Origin of the sequence: Pseudoroseomonas cervicalis ATCC 49957, assembly GCF_000164635.1 — a bacterium.
In the GTDB taxonomy this organism is placed as follows: domain Bacteria; phylum Pseudomonadota; class Alphaproteobacteria; order Acetobacterales; family Acetobacteraceae; genus Pseudoroseomonas; species Pseudoroseomonas cervicalis.
Map to the genome: position 1 here is coordinate 1,572,183 of NZ_GG770777.1, position 20,315 is coordinate 1,592,497.

Annotated in this window: 19 protein-coding genes; 6 read left to right on the plus strand and 13 right to left on the minus strand. The window is 71.4% G+C overall.

The window, feature by feature from the left end; translation table 11 throughout:
* Nucleotides 1-417: DUF4175 family protein (locus tag HMPREF0731_RS06765; protein WP_007003313.1), on the minus strand; the 417-nt coding region annotated here is incomplete at its 3' end.
* On the minus strand, nt 414-1,757 hold the full coding sequence (gene lysA, locus HMPREF0731_RS06770) for a diaminopimelate decarboxylase (RefSeq protein ID WP_007003314.1): 1,344 nt from the start codon (nt 1,755-1,757) through the stop codon (nt 414-416). The genes lysA and HMPREF0731_RS06765, both read right to left, overlap by 4 nt.
* A gap of 85 nt (nt 1,758-1,842) precedes the next feature.
* On the opposite strand from lysA, the gene HMPREF0731_RS06775 reads away from it, so the two are divergent.
* A complete protein-coding gene (locus HMPREF0731_RS06775; protein WP_007003315.1) occupies nt 1,843-2,406 on the plus strand; it encodes a 2'-5' RNA ligase family protein in 564 nt (187 codons plus the stop codon).
* On the opposite strand, the gene HMPREF0731_RS06780 is transcribed toward HMPREF0731_RS06775, so the two are convergent.
* The 4 genes from HMPREF0731_RS06780 to petA all read right to left on the minus strand — a co-directional run bounded on the left by HMPREF0731_RS06780 (nt 2,393) and on the right by petA (nt 6,052).
* A complete protein-coding gene (locus HMPREF0731_RS06780) occupies nt 2,393-3,277 on the minus strand; it encodes an S-methyl-5'-thioadenosine phosphorylase (RefSeq protein ID WP_007003316.1) in 885 nt (294 codons plus the stop codon). The two genes, HMPREF0731_RS06775 and HMPREF0731_RS06780, sit on opposite strands and share 14 nt — an antisense overlap.
* Before the next feature lie 124 nt (nt 3,278-3,401).
* Nucleotides 3,402-4,184 (minus strand): cytochrome c1, encoded by a 783-nt coding sequence (locus tag HMPREF0731_RS06785; RefSeq protein WP_040611992.1) that lies wholly within the window; start codon nt 4,182-4,184, stop codon nt 3,402-3,404.
* A complete protein-coding gene (locus HMPREF0731_RS06790) occupies nt 4,184-5,455 on the minus strand; it encodes a cytochrome b (RefSeq protein WP_007003318.1) in 1,272 nt (423 codons plus the stop codon). Before HMPREF0731_RS06790 ends, HMPREF0731_RS06785 begins: the two co-directional genes overlap by 1 nt.
* Nucleotides 5,456-5,467: 12 nt before the next feature.
* Nucleotides 5,468-6,052, minus strand: coding sequence for a ubiquinol-cytochrome c reductase iron-sulfur subunit (gene petA, locus HMPREF0731_RS06795; RefSeq protein ID WP_007003319.1), 585 nt, complete (start codon nt 6,050-6,052; stop codon nt 5,468-5,470).
* Between the two features lie 294 nt (nt 6,053-6,346).
* Between petA and hemF the strand changes: the two genes are divergently transcribed.
* Together hemF and HMPREF0731_RS06805 are read left to right on the plus strand one after the other, a co-directional pair.
* A complete protein-coding gene (hemF, locus tag HMPREF0731_RS06800) occupies nt 6,347-7,258 on the plus strand; it encodes an oxygen-dependent coproporphyrinogen oxidase (RefSeq protein WP_007003320.1) in 912 nt (303 codons plus the stop codon).
* An 88-nt stretch (nt 7,259-7,346) separates the two neighbouring features.
* Nucleotides 7,347-8,342: a Bug family tripartite tricarboxylate transporter substrate binding protein gene (locus HMPREF0731_RS06805; protein WP_007003321.1), complete on the plus strand. Its 996-nt coding sequence runs from the start codon at nt 7,347-7,349 to the stop codon at nt 8,340-8,342.
* Nucleotides 8,343-8,387: 45 nt separating this feature from the next.
* Here the strand turns inward: HMPREF0731_RS06805 and HMPREF0731_RS06810 are convergent, their stop codons facing one another.
* The 5 genes from HMPREF0731_RS06810 to metX form a co-directional block, all read right to left on the minus strand.
* Nucleotides 8,388-9,056, minus strand: a complete 669-nt coding sequence (locus tag HMPREF0731_RS06810; protein WP_007003322.1) for a dual specificity protein phosphatase family protein — start codon at nt 9,054-9,056, stop codon at nt 8,388-8,390.
* Between the two features lie 256 nt (nt 9,057-9,312).
* A complete protein-coding gene (locus HMPREF0731_RS06815; protein WP_007003323.1) occupies nt 9,313-11,508 on the minus strand; it encodes a TonB-dependent siderophore receptor in 2,196 nt (731 codons plus the stop codon).
* A 118-nt stretch (nt 11,509-11,626) separates the two neighbouring features.
* Nucleotides 11,627-13,384, minus strand: coding sequence for an ABC transporter ATP-binding protein (locus HMPREF0731_RS06820; RefSeq protein WP_007003324.1), 1,758 nt, complete (start codon nt 13,382-13,384; stop codon nt 11,627-11,629).
* 53 nt (nt 13,385-13,437) lie between these two features.
* Nucleotides 13,438-14,745, minus strand: a complete 1,308-nt coding sequence (locus HMPREF0731_RS06825) for an MFS transporter (protein ID WP_040611994.1) — start codon at nt 14,743-14,745, stop codon at nt 13,438-13,440.
* 265 nt (nt 14,746-15,010) lie between these two features.
* Entirely contained in the window at nt 15,011-16,159 is a 1,149-nt protein-coding gene (gene metX / locus HMPREF0731_RS06830) for a homoserine O-acetyltransferase MetX (RefSeq protein WP_040611996.1), read from the minus strand.
* 133 nt (nt 16,160-16,292) lie between these two features.
* Here metX and HMPREF0731_RS06835 point away from each other — a divergent pair, with 133 nt between their 5' ends.
* From HMPREF0731_RS06835 to HMPREF0731_RS06845, 3 genes are read left to right on the plus strand one after another with little or no spacing between them, the layout of a single operon-like run.
* Nucleotides 16,293-17,162, plus strand: a complete 870-nt coding sequence (locus HMPREF0731_RS06835; RefSeq protein ID WP_007003327.1) for a chorismate mutase — start codon at nt 16,293-16,295, stop codon at nt 17,160-17,162.
* Entirely contained in the window at nt 17,159-18,268 is a 1,110-nt protein-coding gene (gene hisC / locus HMPREF0731_RS06840) for a histidinol-phosphate transaminase (RefSeq protein WP_007003328.1), read from the plus strand. Before HMPREF0731_RS06835 ends, hisC begins: the two co-directional genes overlap by 4 nt.
* Nucleotides 18,261-19,148 carry a prephenate/arogenate dehydrogenase family protein gene (locus HMPREF0731_RS06845; protein WP_007003329.1) on the plus strand — a complete coding sequence of 296 codons (888 nt, stop codon included), beginning with the start codon at nt 18,261-18,263 and terminating at the stop codon, nt 19,146-19,148. Before hisC ends, HMPREF0731_RS06845 begins: the two co-directional genes overlap by 8 nt.
* A 179-nt stretch (nt 19,149-19,327) precedes the next feature.
* Here HMPREF0731_RS06845 and HMPREF0731_RS06850 read toward each other — a convergent pair whose 3' ends face one another.
* Nucleotides 19,328-19,669 carry a DMT family transporter gene (locus tag HMPREF0731_RS06850; protein WP_007003330.1) on the minus strand — a complete coding sequence of 114 codons (342 nt, stop codon included), beginning with the start codon at nt 19,667-19,669 and terminating at the stop codon, nt 19,328-19,330.
* Nucleotides 19,670-19,780: 111 nt separating this feature from the next.
* Entirely contained in the window at nt 19,781-20,056 is a 276-nt protein-coding gene (locus tag HMPREF0731_RS06855) for a hypothetical protein (protein ID WP_007003331.1), read from the minus strand.
* Nucleotides 20,057-20,315 lie beyond the last annotated feature (259 nt).

The window sequence follows — 20,315 nt, forward strand, 5'->3', positions numbered from 1 at the left end:
GCCCACCCGCAGCCGGGCGAGGCCGGCCAGCACCCGCGCCTGATGCGCGCGCCACAGCGCCAGCGTCGCCGGATCCTCGGAGACGGCATGGTCACGCAGGGTGGAGAGCGGCCGGTGCTTCAGGCCGGAGGCGGCCTCGATGCGGCGCTCGGCCGCCGCGTCGCCCGGCCAGGCGAAGCCGCGAAAGCCGCGCCAGGCGGCAACGCCGATGGCGGCCGCGAAACCGGCCAACAGGACAAGATGCAGCCAGGGCGGCAGCAGCGCCACGACGCCGGAGAGCGCCAGCAGCAGGAACAGCCCGGCCAGGCCGAGCACGGGCCAGAGGCGGGGCCACAGGGCCTCCCACCCCAGCGCCCAGCGCGCGAGCCGCCGCCCGCGCGAGAGGCGACGGGCCAGCGGGTCGCGCGGGTCGGTCATGCGGTCAGCCACTCCGGCAGGCGCTGATGCGCCAGCAGGTCCTCGGGCGTCTGCCGGGGGCGCACGACGGCGTGGCGGTGGCCGTCCACCAGCACCTCGGCCGCCAGCGGGCGGGCGTTGTATGTGCTGCTCATCACCGCACCATAGGCACCGGCATCTAAAAACGCGATGAAATCGCCGGGAGCCATGTCGGGCATGGCGCGGCCGCGGGCGAAGGTGTCGCCGCTCTCGCAGACGGGCCCGACGATATCGGCCGGGGCCAGCGGCGCCGCGTGGCGCTTCGGGTCGAGCGGCAGGATGCCGTGCCAGGCCTCGTACATGGCCGGGCGGACCAGATCGTTCATGGCGGCGTCCGCCACCAGGAAGCGGCGGCCGCGCCCCTGCTTCTGCAGCACGATGGAGGCCAGCAGCACGCCGGCGGGGCCGGCGATCCAGCGCCCCGGCTCCAGCATCACCGGCAGGCCGAGCCCGCCCAGCGTCGCCTGGATGGCGCCGGCCAGCGCCTCGGGCGGCGGCGCCACCTCGTCGCGATAGGGGATGCCGAGGCCGCCGCCGCAATCGACCCGCTCGATCGGCAGGCCCTGGGCGCGGATCGCCCGCACCATCTCGGCCAGCCGCGCATAGGCGGCGCGGAAGGGCGCCACCCCCTCGGTGATCTGGCTGCCGATATGGGTGGCGATGCCGATCGGGCGGATCGCGGGCAGCGCCGCCATGCGGGCATAGAGCGGCAGCGCGTCCTCATAGGCGATGCCGAACTTGTTCTCGGCCTTGCCCGTGGTGATCTTGGCGTGGGTCTTGGCGTCCACATCCGGGTTGACGCGCAGCGCCACCGGCGCCCGCACCCCCAGCTCGGCGGCGATGGCGGCGATCATGTCGATCTCCTCCACGCTCTCCGCGTTCAGCTGGAAGATGCCCTGCGCCAGGGCGAAGCGAATCTCCTCCGGCTTCTTGCCGACGCCGGAGAACACCGTCGCCCCGGCCGGGATGCCGGCGGCCATGGTGGCGCGCAGCTCGCCCATGCTGACGATGTCGGCGCCGGCGCCCTCGGCGCCCAGCACCCGCAGCACCGCCTGGTTGTCATTGGCCTTGGTGGCGTAGTGGATGCTGGCATCGAGCCCGGCACCCCGCAGCGCGTCGCGCAGCGCGCGGTAGCGGCGGCGCAGCGTGTTCGCCGAATAGACCCAGGTGGGGGTCCCCACCTCCCGCGCGATGCGGGCGAGCGGCACCTCCTCCATCAGCAGCCCGTCATGGGCGTGCAGCGACAGCGCCGGGCGGGCGGCGATCAGGTCGGCGAAGGCGGGATCGGCGCCATGCGGCGCGAGGGGGGACGGAGCGGCCATCCCCCCATATTAGGGTGCGCCCGGCGCCGATTGAAGCACGGATACATCCCCTGGCGCCGCCGGCGTTCCACCCCATCCTCCGCGCATGAGCGACGCCGCCCCGCTGATCCTGACCCTGGCGCTGGACACGCCGAGCTTCGCCCGGCTGGAGGCGCTGCGCCGCGCCCATTTCCCGCCCGAGCGCAATTTCCTTTCCGTGCATCTGACGCTGTTCCACGCCCTGCCGGGGGCGGAGCGGGCGGCGGTGGAGGACAGGCTGGCGGCGCTGACAGCCAGAACCCCGCCGCCGGCGCTGCGCTTCGCCGGGCTGCGCAGCCTGGGCCGCGGCACCGCCTACACGGTGGAGAGCACAGCCCTGATGGCCCTGAGAGAAGAACTGGCGCGGGATTGGCGCCCCTGGCTGACGCCGCAGGACGCGCAGGGCTTCCGCCCACATGTGACGGTGCAGAACAAGGTGACGCCCGAGGCGGCGCGCGGCCTGCTGGCGGCGCTGCAACGGGATTTCACCCCCTGGTCCGGCAGGGGCGAGGCACTCTGCCTCTGGCATTATCGCGGCGGCCCCTGGGAGGGGGCCGCGCGCTTCGGCTTCGGCGGAACCGCGGCGGAGGCAGCCCCCCCGCCCCCGCCCCCGCCGCTCAGCGGTGGATGACGCGGCCGGCCACGGCGTCGAGCTTGGCCACCAGCGCCGGGTCGCGCATCTCCTTCGGCGTGACGATGGCGTATTCCAGCGCCCGGTCGCAGCCCGCCGGGCAGGCGCCGCGCGGCGCGCCCAGCATCGGCACCATGGCCTTGACCAGCGCCTTGGCGCGGTCGGCATTGGCGTGCATCACCTTGACCACCGCATCCACCGTCACCGCGTCATGGTCGGGGTGCCAGCAATCGAAATCGGTGACCATGGCGATGGTCGCGTAGCAGAGCTCCGCCTCGCGGGCGAGCTTGGCCTCCGGCATGTTGGTCATGCCGATCACGTCGCAGCCCCAGGCGCGGTACAGCTCGCTCTCCGCCTTGGTGGAGAATTGCGGGCCTTCCATCACCAGATAGGTGCCGCCGCGCTTGTGCTTCAGGCCGATCTGGCGCGCCGCCGTCTCCGCCACGTCGCCGAGGCGCGGGCAGACCGGGTGCGCCACCGAGACATGCGCCACGCACCCCGTCTCGAAGAAGCTCTTCTGGCGGGCGAAGGTGCGGTCGATGAACTGGTCGACGATGACGAAATGCCCCGGCGGCAGGTCGCCATTCAGCGAGCCGACGGCGGAGAGGGAGAGGATCTCGGTCACCCCGGCGCGCTTCAGCACGTCGATGTTGGCGCGGTAGTTCAGCGCCGAGGGCGGCACCCGGTGGCCGCGGCCATGGCGCGGCAGGAAGACGCATTTCACCCCGGCCAGCCGGCCGAACAGCAGCTCGTCCGAGGCCTCGCCCCAGGGGCTCTCGACCCGCTTCCACGTGCGGTCCTCGAGGCCGTCGATGTCGTAGAGGCCGGAACCGCCGATCAGGCCGATGACGGGTTCGATGGTCTCGCTCATGCAGGTCACCCCCGGGACGGGAAGAGAGGAAGGATGGCCGCCCCCTTACAGGAAAACGGCCGGACATGAAAAAGGGCCGCCCCGAGGGGCGGCCCTGCATCGGTCCTGACCTGGTGGCCAGGGCTCAGTGGACGTCGGCCCAGACCTTCCGCTTCACCGCGTAGGTCAGCCCGCCCAGGATGATGAGGAACAGGATGACGCGCACGCCCATGGCGCGGCGGGTCTCCAGCTCCGGCTCCGCCGCCCAGGCGAGGAAGGCGGAGACGTCGCGGGACATCTGGTCGACCGTGGCGCGGGTGCCGTCGGCATACTGCACCTGGCCGTCCGAGTTGATCGGCGGCGCCATGGCGATCTGGTGGCCCGGGAAATACTTGTTGTAGTGCATGCCCTCCATGACGGTCACGCCGGCGGGCGGCGGATCCTCATAGCCCACCAGCAGGGCATGGATGTAGTCGGCGCCGCCATGGCGGGCCTTGGTGATCACCGACAGGTCGGGCGGCAGGGCGCCGTTGTTGGCGGCGCGCGCCGCCGCGTCATTGGCGAAGGGGCGGCGGAAGCGGTCCGAGGCGCGGCCGGGGCGCTCGAACATCTCGCCATTGTCGTTCGGCCCGTCCTGGATCTGGTAGGAGGCGGCGATCGCCGCCACCTCGGCCTCCGACAGCCCGATCTCCCGCAGGTTGCGGTAGGAGAGCAGGTGCATGGCGTGGCAGGCCGAGCAGACCTCCTTGTAGACCTGGAAGCCGCGCTGCAGCTCGCCGCGGTCGAAGGTGCCGAACAGCCCGTCGAAGGAGAAGCGGGTGTTCGGGATCTCGATATGCTCCCCCGCCGCCTGGGCGGGGGGGGGCGCCATCAGCCCGAGGGACAGGGCGGCCGCCAGGGCCGCCGCTTTGAGGGTGCGAACAGGCATCACGCCTTCTCCATCGGCTTGGCCGCGGCGGCGCCGGGCAGGGGGCCGCCGCCACGCAGCACGGCCTGGGCGATGCTCTCCGGCAGCGGCAGCGGCTTCTCGACCTTGGCCAGCAGCGGCAGGATCACCAGGAAATAGGCGAAGTAGTAGGCGGTGCTGAGGCGGGCGATCGCGACATAGATGCCCTCGGCCGGCATGCCGCCCGCCCACATCAGGACGAAGAAGTTCACCGTCCACAGCAGGAAGGCCCACTTGGCGATCGGGCGGAAGCGCATGGAGCGCACCGGCGAGCGGTCGAGCCAGGGCAGCACGAACAGGATGGCGATCGAGCCGAACATCATCAGCACGCCGCCGAGCTTGTTCGGCACCGCGCGGAGGATCGCGTAGAACGGCAGGAAGTACCATTCCGGCACGATATACGCGGGCGTCACCAGCGGGTTGGCCGGGATGTAGTTGTCCGGGTGGCCGAGGTAGTTCGGCGCGAAGAACACCAGGAAGGCGAAGACGATGAAGTAGACGACGATGCCGACGCTGTCCTTCATCGTGTAGTACGGATGGAACGGCAGCGTGTCCTGCGGGCCCTTGGGCTCGATGCCCAGCGGGTTGTTCGAGCCGGTGATGTGCAGCGCGGCCACGTGCAGGAACACCACGCCGAAGATCACGAAGGGCAGCAGGTAGTGCAGGCTGAAGAAGCGGTTCAGCGTCGGGTTGTCGACCGAGAAGCCGCCCCAGAGCAGCGTCACGATGGCATCGCCCACCAGCGGGATCGCCGAGAACAGGTTGGTGATGACGGTGGCGCCCCAGAAGGACATCTGGCCCCAGGGCAGCACGTAGCCCATGAAGGCGGTGGCCATCATCAGCAGGAAGATGACGACGCCGAGCATCCAGAGCAGCTCGCGCGGCGCCTTGTAGGAGCCGTAGTACATGCCGCGCCAGACATGCACGAGGACCACGATGAAGAACATCGAGGCGCCGTTCATGTGCACGTAGCGGATCAGCCAGCCATAGTTCACGTCGCGCATGATGCGCTCGACGCTGTCAAAGGCCAGGCTGGTGTGCGCGGTGTAGTTCATCGCCAGGAAGATGCCGGTGGCGATCATGATCATCAGGTTGATCATGGCCAGCGCGCCGAAATTCCAGAAGTAGTTGAAATTCCGGGGAGTCGGGAAGGTCCCGTACTCCTTCTGCATCATGGTGAAGACCGGCATGCGCTGGTCGATCCAGCGCACCACCGGGTTCGTGAAACTGCTGTCGTGAAGGCCGGATGCCATGGGGTGCGGTCCTCAGCCGATGCGGATCTGGGTGTCGGAGGTGAAGTTGTACTCCGGCACCGCAAGGTTGGTCGGCGCCGGGCCCCGGCGGATGCGGCCCGAAGTGTCGTAGTGGCTGCCGTGGCAGGGGCAGAACCAGCCGCCGAAATCGCCGCGCGCGTCGGTCGGCTTCTGGCCGAGCGGCACGCAGCCGAGATGGGTGCAGACGCCCAGCACCACGAGCCAGGGCTTGCGCTGCACGCGCGCGCTGTCCGGCTGCGGGTCGCGCAGCTCGCCCAGCGGCACGGATTCGGCCTCCTGGATCTCGTTCGCCGTGCGGTGGCGGACGAAGACGGGCTTGCCGCGCCACATGACGGTGACCGCCTGGCCCTCGGCGATGTGCGACAGCGGCACATCGGTGCTGGCCAGCGCCAGCACGTCCTTGGCCGGGTTCATCGAGTGGATGAACGGCCAGACGATGGCACCCACGCCGACCGCCGCGAAGGAGCCCGCCACCAGTTTCAGGAAGTCGCGTTTGGTCCCCTCGGGCCCATGGTCACCGCCCCCCGGGGTATGTCCCGCATGGGGGGAGCTGCTCGGCGCAAGCGTATCGGCCATGCCTCATCGTCCCTTCTGGCGGCCGCCCCGGAGTCCTGGCAGGCGGGCCGACCGCTGATCCTGTCCGCGGATGCGGAGGCACAGGGCATGCGCGAAGCCGCGCTGCAACGCCATGCGCCGGCGCCATATAAGGGCAGCGCCAGCGGGGTGGCAATCGCCGCAGGGGCCCGCGATGTGACTTCCGCCCGCGGGCGGTACGGTTGCGCCACAGTCGCGCCGCGCCCTTCCCCGGTTGCGGCCGCGCGGCGGCCGGGCTAGCGCCTGACCCCCGCCCCTCCGCCAGCAGGTGCCGCCATGCCCGAGACCGCCGCCCCCGCATCGACCGACGCCGCGCCGCAGCACCGCCTGGCCGGCCCCGCCCGCGCCTGGTTCGAGTCGCTGCGCGACCGGCTCTGCGCCGAGTTCGAGGCGATCGAGGACGCCCTCCAGGGCGGCCCGCACGGCGCCCTGCCCGCCGGCCGCTTCGCCCGCACCGCCTGGGAGCGGCCGGGCGGCGGCGGCGGCGTCATGTCGGTGATGCGCGGCCGGGTGTTCGAGAAGGTGGGGGTCAATGTCTCCACCGTCTGGGGCGAGTTCAGCCCGGAATTCCGCAAGCAGATCCCGGGCGCCGAGGAGGATCCGCGCTTCCTGGCCACCGGCGTCTCGCTGGTCGCCCATATGCGCTCCCCCCGGGTGCCGGCGGCGCACATGAACACGCGCTTCATCGTCACCCGCCGCGCCTGGTTCGGCGGCGGCGGCGACCTGACGCCCATGACGATGGATTCGCCCGAGTCGCTGGCCGATGGCGCCGCCTTCCACGCCGCCTTCCAGGCCGCCTGCGAGCGCCACGACCCGGCCTACTATCCGCGCTTCAAGGCCTGGTGCGACGAGTATTTCTTCCTGCCGCACCGCAACGAGCCGCGCGGCCTGGGCGGCATCTTCTATGACTGGCTGGGCCGCGACGAGCCGGAGGGCGAGCGGCTGGACGGCCACTTCGCCTTCACCCGCGATGTGGGCGAGGCCTTCCTCGCCGCCTATCCCGCCATCATCCGCCGCCGCATGGGCGAGAGCTGGACCGAGGCGGAGCGCGAGCACCAGCTGGTCCGCCGCGGCCGCTATGTCGAGTTCAACCTGCTGCACGACCGCGGCACGCTGTTCGGCCTCAAGACCGGCGGCAACACCGAGGCGATCCTGATGTCGATGCCGCCCGAGGTGCGCTGGCCCTAGCCGCCCCGCCGGCTGGCGCGGGTGGGCTGGCGCGGCGCCGGGGGCTCGGGCATGCTTTCTCCATAATTAAAAAAGATGGAGGAATCGCATGACCACCCGCCGCGCCCTGCTGGGCGCCGCCCTGGCCGCCCCCGCTCTGGCCGCCCCCGCCCTGCTGCCCGGCCTGGCCCGCGCCCAGTCCTCCTGGCCGGACCGCCCGGTGCGCTTCATCGTGCCCTATCCGCCGGCCGGCTCGACCGACCTGCTGACCCGCATCCTGGCCGACCGGCTGCAACAGAAGCTGGGGCAGAACTTCATCGTCGAGAACCGGCCCGGCGCCGGCGGCAATATCGGCATGGACGCGGTCGCCAAGGCGGCGCCCGATGGCTACACCTTCGGCGCGGCGACGATCGGGCATTTCTCGATCAACCAGTATCTCTACAGCCGCATGCCCTGGGACATCGACCGCGACTTCATCCCGGTGGCGCTGACCTGGGAATTCCCCAATGTCGTGGTGGTCTCCAGCCAGCACGTGCCGGCGACCAACCTGAAGGACTTCATCGCCTGGGTGCGGCAGCGGCCGAACGGCGCCTCCTTCGGCTCGCCCGGCGTCGGCACCACGCCGCATCTCTCGGGCGAGATCTTCCGCAACCGGCTGCAGCTGGACGCGACGCATGTGCCCTTCCGCGGCGCGGCGCAGACCATCCCGGCGATGCTGTCGGGCGATGTCACCTTCGCCATCGACAACCTCGCCTCCTACGTGCCGGTGATCCAGGAGGGGCGGATGCGGGCGCTGGCGGTCACCAGCGCGCAGCGCTGGCCGAGCCTGCCCGACGTGCCGACCATGGCCGAGGCGGGGATGGAGGATTTCGTCATCACCTCCTGGGGCGCCTTCGTGGCGCCGGCCGCCACGCCGCGCCCGATCATCGACCGGATGAACGCGGCGCTGCGCGAGATCACGGCGGATGAGGCGCTGAAGCAGCGCTTCATGCAGGCGGGCGGCACGCCGCTCTGGTCGACACCGGAGGACGCCATCGCGCGCGGCAAGGCGGAGCGGCCGATGTGGCAGGCCGCCGTGCGGGCCTCCGGCGCCCGCGCCGACTGAGGCGCCGGGCGCGCGCCGCCGCCCGTTCCGGGGCGGCGGCGCGGCCTATTCGCGGCGCAGGATGCCGTCCACCAGCCGGTCGGCCCAGGCGCGGCTGCGGAAGGACTGGCGCAGCCGGTCCTCGTCGTAATCCTCGCGCAGCCAGTCGAGGAAGGGCTTCGGCCCGTTCGCCTTCTGGAAGGCGGCGTAGTCGCGGAAGAAGGCATCCAGGATGCCGGTCTTGCTGGCCGAGACATGGCCGTGCCGCCAGGAGAGCTGGCGCATCGCCTCCTCCACCGGCCGCCCCTGCAGCAGCAGCCAGACCCCGGCGGCGAGGCCGGTGCGGTCGGCCCCCGATTTGCAGTGGATCAGCACCGGCCCGGGCAGGTCGCGGAAGATCCCGGCCAGGCGCAGCAGCCGGTCCTTGTGCGGCGCGCCACGGCTTTCCAGCGGCGCGTCGACATGGCTCAGCCCCAGCTCCGCCGCCATGGCGCGGCCCAGCGCGTCGGAGCCGCAGCTCTCGCGGTGGCCGCGCAAATTGATGATGCTGCGCAGGCCGAGGGTTCGCGCCGCGCGGCGCAGCTGCCAGGGGCTCGGGTGGTTGGAGCGGTAGAGCCGCCCCGGCGCCACCACGCCCCAGTTGCGCCAGCCCAGCCGCAGCACGGCATGGTCGACGAACAGGCTGTTCAGCCAGGCCGCGCGGCGGCCGGCCGGGGTGGAGAGATCCTGCGCCATGCGCGCGGTATGGCGAGGCGCGGCCCCGGACGCAAGCAGGGAGGCCCCTGGCCTTCTTTCGGCGTTCCGGCGCGCGGGCCGGCCCGCGTCAGGGCCGTGTCCCTTGCCCCACTCCCATCGGCCGCGAGCCCAAACGCGGAAGGGGGGAGGCCCTTGGCCTCCCCCCTTCCCCGTTCCGTCTCGCTCCCCCGGGCCCAGGCCCAAGGCTTGAGGAGGCATCCCTCCCCTCCCGGCCCTGACCGGCAGCCGAAAAAAACTACCAGCGGTAGGCGAGGGTGCCGATGACGCTGCGGCCTTCGCCGTAGAAGCAGGAGGCGAGGCTGCCGCAGCTGGCGACGTAGCGCTTGTCCTCCAGGTTGCGGGCGTTCACCTGGGCCTCGAAGCCATTGAAGGTGGTGCCGAGCTTGGAGAGGTCGTAGCTGATCGCGGCGTCGAACAGGGTGAAGGCGGGCACGGCGCTGGCCAGGTGGGCGTCGCCCACCGGGCTGCGGCCGACATAGCGCACGCCGCCGCCGATGGTCAGGCCGCTGATCGGGCCGGTGGCGCCCTCGAAGCTGTACTGGGCGTAGAGCGAGGCCAGCCACTCGGGCACGCCGTTCGGCCGGTTGCCGCGGGTGGCGGCGTTGGTGCTGCGGGTGATCTCCGCGTCCCACCAGGTGAGCGAGCCGAGCAGGTTCAGGCCGGGCAGCAGGTTGGCCACCGCCTCCAGCTCGACGCCGCGCACGCGGATCTCGCCGGTCTGCACCGAGTTCAGCGGGTTGGCCGGGTCGGTGCCGCGGACATTCTGCTTGGTCAGGTCGAACAGCGCGAGCTGGGCGAAGCTGTTGGCGCCCGGCGGCTGGTACTTCACGCCGATCTCGTACTGGCGGCCGGTGGTGGGCTTGTAGGCCTCGCCATAGAAGTTCACGCCGGTCTCGGGCATGAAGGATTCGGCGTAGCTGACATAGGGGGCGAGGCCGCCCGGCGCCTGGTAGGTCAGGCCGGCGCGCCAGGTGAAGGCGTCGCCATCGCTGCTGGACAGGCCGCCGCTGCGGCGGTTGCGCACATCCTGGTCATACCAGTCCTGGCGCATCCCGACAGTGGCGACCCAGCGCTCGCCGAAGCGGATCTGGTCCTGCAGGTAGACGCCGACCATGTCGGTCGTCGTCATGGTGTCGGCCAGGGTGGAGAGGGCCGGGCCACGGCCGGCATAGACCGGGCGGTAGAGGTCGAGCGGCGAGGTCAGGGCGCCGCTGTTGCGCGCGCCATAGAGGGTGCGGCTGTAGTCGAGGCCGGCGAGCACGGTGTGGCGCAGCGGCCCGGTGGTGAAGCGCGCCTCCAGCTGGTTGTCCACCGCGATCGAGGAACCCTCGACCACCGACTGGTAGGCGTAGCGGTTCAGCAGCCGCTGGCTGCCGGCCACCAGGCCGAGGCCGTAGGTCTGGTACCAGTCATAATCGACCTTGGTGTAGCGCAGGTTCTGGCGGACGCTGAACACCTCGTCGAAGCGGTGCTCGAACTCGTAGCCCAGCGCCCAGACGGTGCGGTTGTAGTGGTCGAGATCCGGCTCGCCGCTGAAGATGCTCGTCGGCACCCGGCCGAAGGCGGAGCGCGTCACCGTGCCGGTGTAGGGCAGGAACTCGTCGCCATGCGTCAGGTCGCGCTGGTAGTGCGCGAGGAAGGTGATGCGCGTGCTGTCGCTCGGCCGCCAGGTCAGGGCGGGGGCGATGTAGGTGCGGTCGTCCTTGCCGTGGCCGCTCTGCACATTGGCGTCGCGCAGCACGCCGGTCAGGCTGTAGGACCACTCGCCCGCGGCATCGAGCGGGCCGCTGGTGGTGAACTCGGCCTGCTTGCGGTCATTGGTGCCGGCGGAGAGCCGCACCTCGCCCTGCGCCGTCTGGGTCGGGCGGCGGGAGACCATGTTGACCATGCCGCCCGGCTCGTTCTGGCCGAACAGCACCGAGGCCGGGCCGCGCAGCACCTCCAGCCGCTCCAGCCCGTAGGGTTCGTACTTGCTGGTCAGGGCGCCGAGGTTGAAGCGCAGCCCGTCGAGGTAGATGCCGTTGGTGTGCGCGTCGAAGCCGCGGATGCGGAACCAGTCATAGCGGCCGGAATTGCCGTACATGCCGGCCTGCACGCCGGCGCTGTAGGCCATGGCCTGCTCCAGCGTCTGCGCCTGCCGGGCATCGAGCGAATCGCGGGTGATCACCGAGAGCGACTGCGGCACCTCGAGGATCGGGGTGTCGGTCTTGCTGCCGGAGATGCTCTGCCGGGCGACGAAGCCCTGCACCGGCTCCAGCGCGCGCTCGGCCCGGCCGGTCACCGACAGCTCGGGCAGCGCCACCGCGCCGCTGGCCGCGGCACCCTGGGTCGCGTTCTGGGCCGCCGCCGGCAGGGTGAACAGCACCAGCGCGGTGGCGGAGAGCAGCAGAGCGCGGCGAGAGGATCGCCGGAAGCCAGGATCGGTGGTCATGGGGCCTCGGAAGCAACTGAGAACGAATTGCAGCCTTCTAGGAGGTCCACGCCACGTTGTTAATAAGAATTACTCTCAAATCGTTCCGGCAATGAACACCCGCTCGCCGGGCGGGCGCTCAATCCAGCGCGAAGGCCTGGGTGCGCACCATGCGGGCATAGAGCCCGTCGCGCGCCATCAGCGCGGCATGCCGCCCCTGCTCCACCACGCGGCCCTCCTGCATCACCACGATCTGGTCGGCGGCGTAGACGGTGGCCAGGCGGTGCGCCACCACCAGCGTGGTGCGGCCCTGGCGCAGATGCTCCAGCGCGCGGCCGATCGCCGCCTCGTTCTCGGCGTCCAGCGCGCTGGTCGCCTCGTCCAGCAGCAGCACGCGCGGGTTGCGCAGCAGGGCGCGGGCCAGCGCGATGCGCTGCCGCTGCCCGCCCGACAGGCGCGAGCCCGAGGGGCCGAGCACCGTGTCATAGCCACCCGGCAGGGCGGCGATGAAGTCATGCGCGGCCGCCGCGCGCGCCGCCGCCTCCACCGCCGCGCGGTCGGCGCCGGGATGGCCGCAGGCGATGTTGGCCAGCGCGCTGTCGTCGAAGATCACCGCATCCTGGCCGACATAGGCGATGGCGGCGCGCAGGCTTTCCAGAGAAACCTCGCGGATCTCGGCGCCATCGAGGGTGATGCGCCCGGCGGTCGGGTCGTAGAGCCGCGGCAGCAGGGCGAGGGCCGTGGATTTGCCCGCCCCCGACGGCCCGACCAGCGCCACGGTCTGTCCCGGCTCGGCACGGAAAGAAAGATCCTCGAGCGCCGCCTGGTCGAGGCCCGGATAGCGGAAGCCGACATGCTCGAAGGCCAGCCGCCCCGGCCCGTCCGGCAGGGCGGGCGCGCCGGGCGGGGTGGCGATGCTGGTGTGGCGGTCCATCACGCCGAAGACGCGGATCAGCCCGCCGAAGCCTTCCTGCAGCGAGGCGTTGAGCGAGCCCAGTGCCCGCATCGGCCGCGTCGCCAGCAGCAGGGCGGAGATGAAGCCGGTGAACTCGCCCACCGTGCCGAGGCCGCTGCTGACCTTCCAGCCGACAAAGGCCAGCACGCCGGCGACGGCGAGGCCGCCCAGCGCCTCCAGGATCGGGTCCAGCTTGGCGCGCGTGCGGGCGATGGCGTAGAGCGATTCGCGCAGGGCGGCGAAGGCGCGGGCGGCGCGCGCCTCCTCCTGCCGCTCCAGCCCGTAGCTGCGCACCACCCGGGCGGCGGAGAAGCTCTCGGTCAGCATCGCCGCTGCCTCCCCCACCCGCTCCTGCATGCCGCCCGAGGCGCGGCGGATGCGCTTGCCGAGCTTGGTCACCGGCACCACGGCCAGCGGGTAGAGCACCAGCAGGATCAGGCTCATATGCCAGTCCAGCCAGACCATGGCGGCGACCAGCCCGACCACGGTGAGGCCATCGGCCAGCGCGTTGATGGCCTTGGTCAGCGCCTCGCGGATGGCCTGGGCGTCGGCGGTGAAGCGGGCGGCGTGGCGGGCCGGCGCCTCCTGCGCCACGGTCGCGTAGTCGGCGCGGGTGAGCGCGCGGAACAGGTCGTTCTGCAGCGCCTCGATCACCCGCAGCACCACCGCCTGGACGGACACGGCCTGGCCGTATTGCGCCAGGGATTTCAGCGCGGTGATCAGGATGATGGCGGGCGGCACCAGCCAGACGATGCGGGTGTCGCCGGCGGTGAACAGGTCGAAGGCCTGCTGGATGACCAGCGGGTAGAGGGCGGTGAAGCCCGCCAGCGCCGCGGTGCAGAACAGGGCGAGCGCGATCCCCCCCCGGTGGTGGCGCACATAGTGCCGCCACAGCCGGGCGATCAGGGCTTTGCTGGTCTCGGGGGGAGGAAGACGGGCCATGCGGCGGCGCTTAGCATAGTCATGCCGCGCCGCCGAAGGCGTTGCTTGGGGATTCAGGCCGGCTGGGCGGCCAGGGGCCGGCGCAGCCGGGCCGATTGCGCCAGCACGGTGGCCAGGCCCACCAGCGCCACCGCCGCCACGTAATGCGCCGGCGCCAGGTGGTCCACCGCCAGCATCAGCGACACGGCCGGGGGCGTGATGCCGCCGAACACCGCATAGGCCATGTTGTAGGAGAAGGAGATGCCGCTGAAGCGGATGGCGGCCGGGAAGGACTGCACCATCACATAGGGCACGATGGTGATGAGCCCGACCGCCGCCCCCGCCAGGGCGTGCAGCGGCAGCAGCAGGGCCGGGTTGGCGGCGGTGCCGATCCACAGCGCATAGGCGGCCAGGACCAGCGCCGGCCCGCCCAGCAGCGCCACCGGCCGGGCGCCGAAGCGGTCCAGCGCCGCGCCGGTCAGCATGGCCGAGAGCGTCAGCGTCAGGGTGGCGGCGATGCTGGCCACCAGCGTCTGCGTCGCCGGGATGGCGTGCAGCTTCTGCATCAGCGGCGGCGTCATCAGGATCAGCACGACGATGCCGGCGGTCAGCATCCAGGTCAGCAGCATGGAGACCAGCACGGCGCGGCCATGGCCGTGCAGCACCTGCTTGATCGGCAGCTCGCGCACCAGCTCGGCGCGGCGGCGCATCTCCTCGAAGATCGGCGTCTCGTGCAGGAAGCGGCGCAGATACATGGCCAGCAGGCCGAACACCCCGCCCAGCAGGAAGGGAATGCGCCAAGCGTAGCCGGACACCTCGGCCGGGGTGAAGGCCAGGTTGATGGCGGTGGCCATCAGCGAGCCGAGCAGGATGCCGCCCGTCAGCCCGCCGGTCAGCAGGCCGACGGCCAGGCCCACGCGGTGCGGCGGCACATGCTCGGCCACGAAGACCCAGGCGCCCGGCGCCTCGCCGCCGATCGCCGCGCCCTGCATGACGCGGAACAGCAGCAGCAGGATCGGCGCGGCATAGCCGATGGTCTCATAGGTGGGCGTCAGGCCGATCAGCAGGGTCGGCACCGCCATCAGGAAGATGGAGAAGGTGAACATGCGCTTGCGGCCGAGCTTGTCGCCGAAATGCGCCATGACCATGCCGCCCAGCGGCCGCGCCAGGTAGCCGGCGGCGAAGATGCCGAAGGTCTGCGCCGTCTGCAGCCATTCCGGCATGTCGGGCGGGAAGAACAGGTGGCTGATGGCGGCGGCGAAGAAGACGAAGATGATGAAGTCGTAGAATTCCAGCGCGCCGCCGAGCGAGGCGAGGACGAGGGTGCGGATGTCCTGCCGCGTCAGGCCGGGGGAGGAGGAGGTCACGCTCGGTTGGGTCATCGGCACCGCCATCGTCGGGGCGCGGCGGAAGATTGCGCCGCGCCGGTGAGAGCGGCAATTTTAGGTCGCGGCGGCCTGATGTCGTGGCATGAAAGCTGGATGCTGCGTTGCAGCAGGCGCAGGCATACCAGCAGAGAGAAAGAGTTCTTTTTTGAAAAAAAGAACCAAAAAACTTTTGCCAGTTTGGCGTCCCGCCTCAGGCCGGAAGCGGGACGCCAACTGAAAAAAAGTCTTTTTGCTTCTTTTTCTTCAGAAAAAGAAGATTCTATATCTTCAAACGACTGGCCGCGCCGCGCAGGAAGCCGCCCAGCGCCGCATGGAACTCCGGCTCGTCGAGCAGGAAGGCGTCGTGTCCCTTGTCCGAGGTGATCTCGACGAAGGAGGTGTTGGCCGCCGCCGCGTTCAGCGCCCGCACCAGGGTGCGGCTTTCCTCGGTCGGGAACAGCCAGTCGGAGGAGAAGCTGGCGACGAAGAAGCGCGTCGCCGTGCCGCGGAAGGCCGCCGCCAGATCGCCGCCATGCTCCGCCGCCAGGTCGAAGTAATCCATGGCGCGGGTGATGGTCAGGTAGGAATTGGCGTCGAAGCGGCGGGTGAAGCTGCTGCCCTGGTGGCGCAGATAGCTCTCCACCTCGAACACGTCCTCCAGGAAGGTCAGCGCCGGGGCGCCGCGCAGGCGGCGGCCGAATTTCCGGGTCAGCGCCTCCTCGGAGAGATAGGTGATGTGCGCCACCATGCGCGCCACCGACAGGCCCTTGGCCGGCACCAGCCCCGGCTCGGCCCAGTAGCGCCCGCCCCGCCAGTCGGGGTCGGAATGGATGGCGGCGCGGCCGACCTCGTGGAAGGCGATGTTCTGGGCGCTGTGATGGGTGGCGGTCGCGATGGGCGCGCAGGCATGCACCATCTCGGGATAGGTCGCCGCCCATTCGAGCGCCTGCATGCCGCCCATCGAGCCGCCGACCACCGCCAGCAGCCGCTCCACCCCCAGATGCTCGCGCACCAGCTTGTGCTGGGCGCGCACCATGTCGCGGATGGTGATGTTGGGGAAATCGGTGCCCCAGAGCTCGCCCGGGGGCGCCTCGGGGCGCGGCGCGCGCGGGCCGGTGCTGCCCATGCAGCCGCCCAGCACGTTGGCGCAGATGACGAAAAACCGGTCGGTGTCGATCGGCTTGCCGGGGCCGACCACCGCCTCCCACCAGCCGGGGCGGCCGGTGACGGGGTGGCGCTCGGCCAGGTACTGGTCGCCGGTCAGGGCGTGGCAGACCAGCACGGCGTTGCTGCGCGCCGCGTTCAGCGCGCCATAGGTGCGGTAGGCGACATCCAGCGGCGCGACCACGGCGCCGCAATCCAGCGCCAGGCCATCCGGGAAATGCGCGCGCTGGTGTTCCAGCTCGGCGGTCGGGAGGGGCTCGTTCAAGGGCACGGGGGCTTCGCCTCGCTCAGGGGGCCTCGCATCGGGCGGCCAGGAATAGGCGCGCCGGCGCCACAAATCCACCGCCGCCGCGCCGGGCGGGGCCCAGGCGGCGCCGGGGTGGCTTGGCGGCGGCGCCGTGCCGCTTTATTGCTGGCCCGACACCATGCCCGACCTCCCTCCCCCTGACCTGGCCACCCTGCGCGCCGAGATCGACCGGATCGACGACGCGCTGCACGACCTGCTGATGCGCCGGGCCGATCTGGTCGCCCAGATGGCGTCGCAGCGGGTGAAGGGCGGCGCGCCCACCTTCCGCCCGGGGCGGGAGGCGCTGATCCTGCGCCGCCTGCTGGCCCGCAACCGGGGCGCGCTGGCCCGCCCGGCCATCATCCGGCTGTGGCGGGAGATCATCGCCGCCTCGCTGGCGCAGCAGGGCCATTTCACCGTGGCCGCGCAATCCGGCCCGCAGGGCGAGGCCGGGGCCGACCTGATCGCCCGGCTGGCGCGCGAGCATTTCGGCCTGCTGACGCCGCTGAAGCTGCACCCGACGCATTCCCGCGTGCTGGCCAGCGTCGCCAATGGCGAGGCCGCCGTCGCCGTGCTGCCGGCGCCGCAGGAGGGGGAGCGGCCGGAGCTCGCCTGGTGGACGCAGCTCGACACGCCGCGGCTGCGCATCGTCGCCGCCCTGCCCTTCCTGTCGGGGCGGGAGCAGGAGCCGGCGGCCTTCGCCGTGGCGCCGCTGATGGCGGATGCCACTGGCCGCGACCGCAGCCTGCTGCGCATCGAGCCCGAGCCCGAGATGTCGCGCGCCCGCATCACCGCGCTGCTGGCCGGCGCCGGCCTGCCGCCGCGCTGGGTGATGCGCCGCGACCTGCCCAACCCGATGGCGCTGGCCGAGGTGGAGGGGCTGCTCGAGGAGGGCGACCCCCGCCTGGCTGGCCTGCCCTTCCCCCGCCTGCAGATCCTTGGCGCCTATGCCGAGCCCGAGCCGGAAGAAGTGACCCGATGACCGTTCCGCCGCGCCCCTCCATCCTGTCGATCGACCCCTATGTCGGCGGCGAGTCGAAGCTGCCGGGGGTGAACCGGATCATCAAGCTCTCCTCCAACGAAGGCGCCTTCGGCCCGCCGCCGGCCGCCATCGCGGCGATCGTCGAGGCGGCGCGCGAGGCGCATCGCTACCCCGACGGCAACGCGAAAGAGCTGCGCGAGGCGATCGGCGCGCGCTTCGGCCTCGACCCGGCGCGGATCATCTGCGGCAATGGCTCGGACGAGCTGATCACCCTGCTCTGCACCGCCTATGCCGGCGAGGGCACCGAAGTCATCATGTCGGCCTATGGCTTCATGATGTACGACATCACCGGCCGCGCCTCCGGCGCCCGGGTGCTGAAGGTGGCCGAGGTGCCGGCCCCCGGCGGCGGCATGCAGGCCGATATCGACGGCATCCTGGCGGCTGTCGGCCCGCGCACGCGCATCGTCTTCCTGACCAACCCGAACAACCCGACCGGCACGCTGCTGCCGAATGCCGAGCTGGCCCGCCTGCGGGCCGGGCTGCGCGACGATGTGCTGCTGGTGCTGGACAGCGCCTATGCCGAATACGTCACCGCCCCCGGCTATGATGCCGGCGAGGCGCTGGTGGACGCGGCCGGCAACACCATCATGCTGCGCACCTTCAGCAAGATCTTCGGCCTGGGCGGCATGCGGGTGGGCTGGGGCTATGCGCCCGCCGACATCATCGACGTGCTGAACCGGGTGCGCGGGCCGTTCAACGTCGCCAGCGCCTCGCAGGCCGCGGCCGTCGCGGCGCTGGCCGAGCCGGGCTGGATCGAGAAGTGCGTCGCCCACAACACCGAATGGCGCGGCCGCATGGCCGCCGCGCTGACGGCCGCCGGCCACACGGTCTGGCCGAGCGAGACCAATTTTCTGCTCGTTGATTTCGGCTCGCCCGAGGGCGCCAAGGCCGCCGACGCCACGCTGAAGTCGCGCGGGCTGATCGTGCGCGGCATGGGCGGCTATGGCCTGCCGCATTGCCTGCGCATCACCATCGGCACCGCCGAGGAATGCCAGATGGTGATCGACGCCATCGGCGCCCCCGTGCCCGCCGCCGCCCATGGCTGAGCCGCTCTTCCGGCGGCTCTGCCTGGTCGGGCTCGGCCTGATCGGCTCCTCCCTGGCGCGGCTGGCGCGCGAGCGCGGCGACATCGCCGGGACCCTGGTGGCCTGCGACGCCAGCGAGGCCGTGGCCGGGCGGGTGCGCGAGCTGGGCCTGGCCGATGTGGTGGAGACCGACCCGGCGAAGGCCGTGGAAGGCTGCGACGGCGTCATCCTCTGCACCCCGGTCGGCCGCTTCGGCGCGGTGATGGAGCGGATCGCGCCGCATCTGTCGCCGGGCGGCGTGCTGAGCGATGTGGGCTCCACCAAGGGCTCGGTGCTGCGCGATTTGCTGCCGCTGCTGCCGCGGGGCGTGCATCTGGTGCCCGCCCACCCGATGGCCGGCACCGAGCATTCCGGCCCCGATGCCGGCTTCGCCACGCTGTTCCAGGGCCGCTACGTCATCCTGACGCCGGTCGAGGGCGGCGACGCCGCGGCGCAGGAGAAAATCGCCGAGCTGTGGCGCCGCTGCGGCGCCATGATCGAGACGATGGACCCGGCGACGCATGACAAGGTGGTCGCCATCGTCTCCCACCTGCCGCACATGATCGCCTTCACCATCTGCTCGACGGCGGACGACCTGGCGCAGGAGACGCGCGAGCAGGTGCTGAAATTCGCGGCGTCCGGCTTCCGCGACTTCACCCGCATCGCCGCCAGCGATGTCGACATGTGGCGCGACGTGTTCCTGAACAACCGCGAGGCGCTGCTGGAAATGCTGGCGCGCTTCTCCGAGGACGCGCACGCGCTGGGCCGCGCGGTGCGCTGGGGCGAGGCCGGCTTCATCGAGGACCGCATCCGCCGCGGCCGCAAGATCCGCCGCAGCCTCATCGAACTCAAGCAGGCTTAATTCTGTCAGGCTGCCGTTTTTCTGTCAGGCTGCCGCTGTCGGGTTCGCAGGCGGGACGCTGCACTCGGCCGGGGCGCTGACGGCGCGGTGGCGCCGCCTCCCCGCACCCCTGGGCCCAAACACACCGCCCCGGTGCGGCCCCTCCCGTCCCGGCCCTGACCGGCAGCTGACAGAAAAAATCAGTGGGAGTCGGAGAAAAGATTGATCACCAGCACGCCGGCCATGATCAGGGCGATGCCGATCAGCGCCGGCGCGTCCAGGCGCTGGCCATAGATCACCAGCCCGGCGACCGAGACCAGCACGATGCCGATGCCCGACCACAGGGCGTAGACCAGGCCGACCGGCATGCTGCGCAGCGTCAGCGACAGGCAGAAGAACGCCACCGCATAGCCCGCCACCACCAGCAGGGAGGGCAGCAGCCGGGTGAAGCCGTCGGACGCCTTGAGGGCCGAGGTGGCGATCACCTCCGCCACGATGGCGCAGGCCAGGATGGTCCAGGGATGGGTGAGCCAGGCGGTCATGCGCGGCCCCGGCGAAAGGCGGACGGGGCGACAGGGCGGATCATGCGGGCTTCCCGGACAGGCGGCGCACTCTAGGGCGCCGCCGCCGGGCCGGTCAAACCGGGCGCGGGCTCAGGCCGCCAGGCGGATATGCCGGCCTTCCATCGCCTCGACCCGCAGCACGCCGACGATCTGGCCCAGATTGCCGGCCACCAGGTGCAGCATCTCGACCGGCATGGCGTCCAGGCCGATCTCGACGCGCAGATACTCGCCCTCGCGCTGGGCGCGCAGCCGGTCGGGCGTCAGGTCGCGCTTGGCGAAGGGCTCGAGCACGCGGGAGAGCAGGCCGGGATAGGCCTCGGCCAGGACGGTGAAGCGGGCCACCGTGAAGGAAGCGCAATCGGACATGGGATGAAGATTCCGGATCGGAGCGGAAGGGAAGCAGGCGCGCGGGGCTTGTCCCGGCCGCTGCCCCCCGCAGGGCGCTCAGGCGGCCGGGCCGCTAATGATGATCCGGATGGTCCGAATGCGGCGCATGGGTGGGAGGATAGGACCATCCGCGCGGCCATGGCAAGCATGCCGGGGCCGCGCGCGGGGCATGGGCCCCCGCCCCTCGGGACGGGGCGGGAGGCAGCGTCAGCCGGGCTGGGTCGCCGGCTGGCCGCCG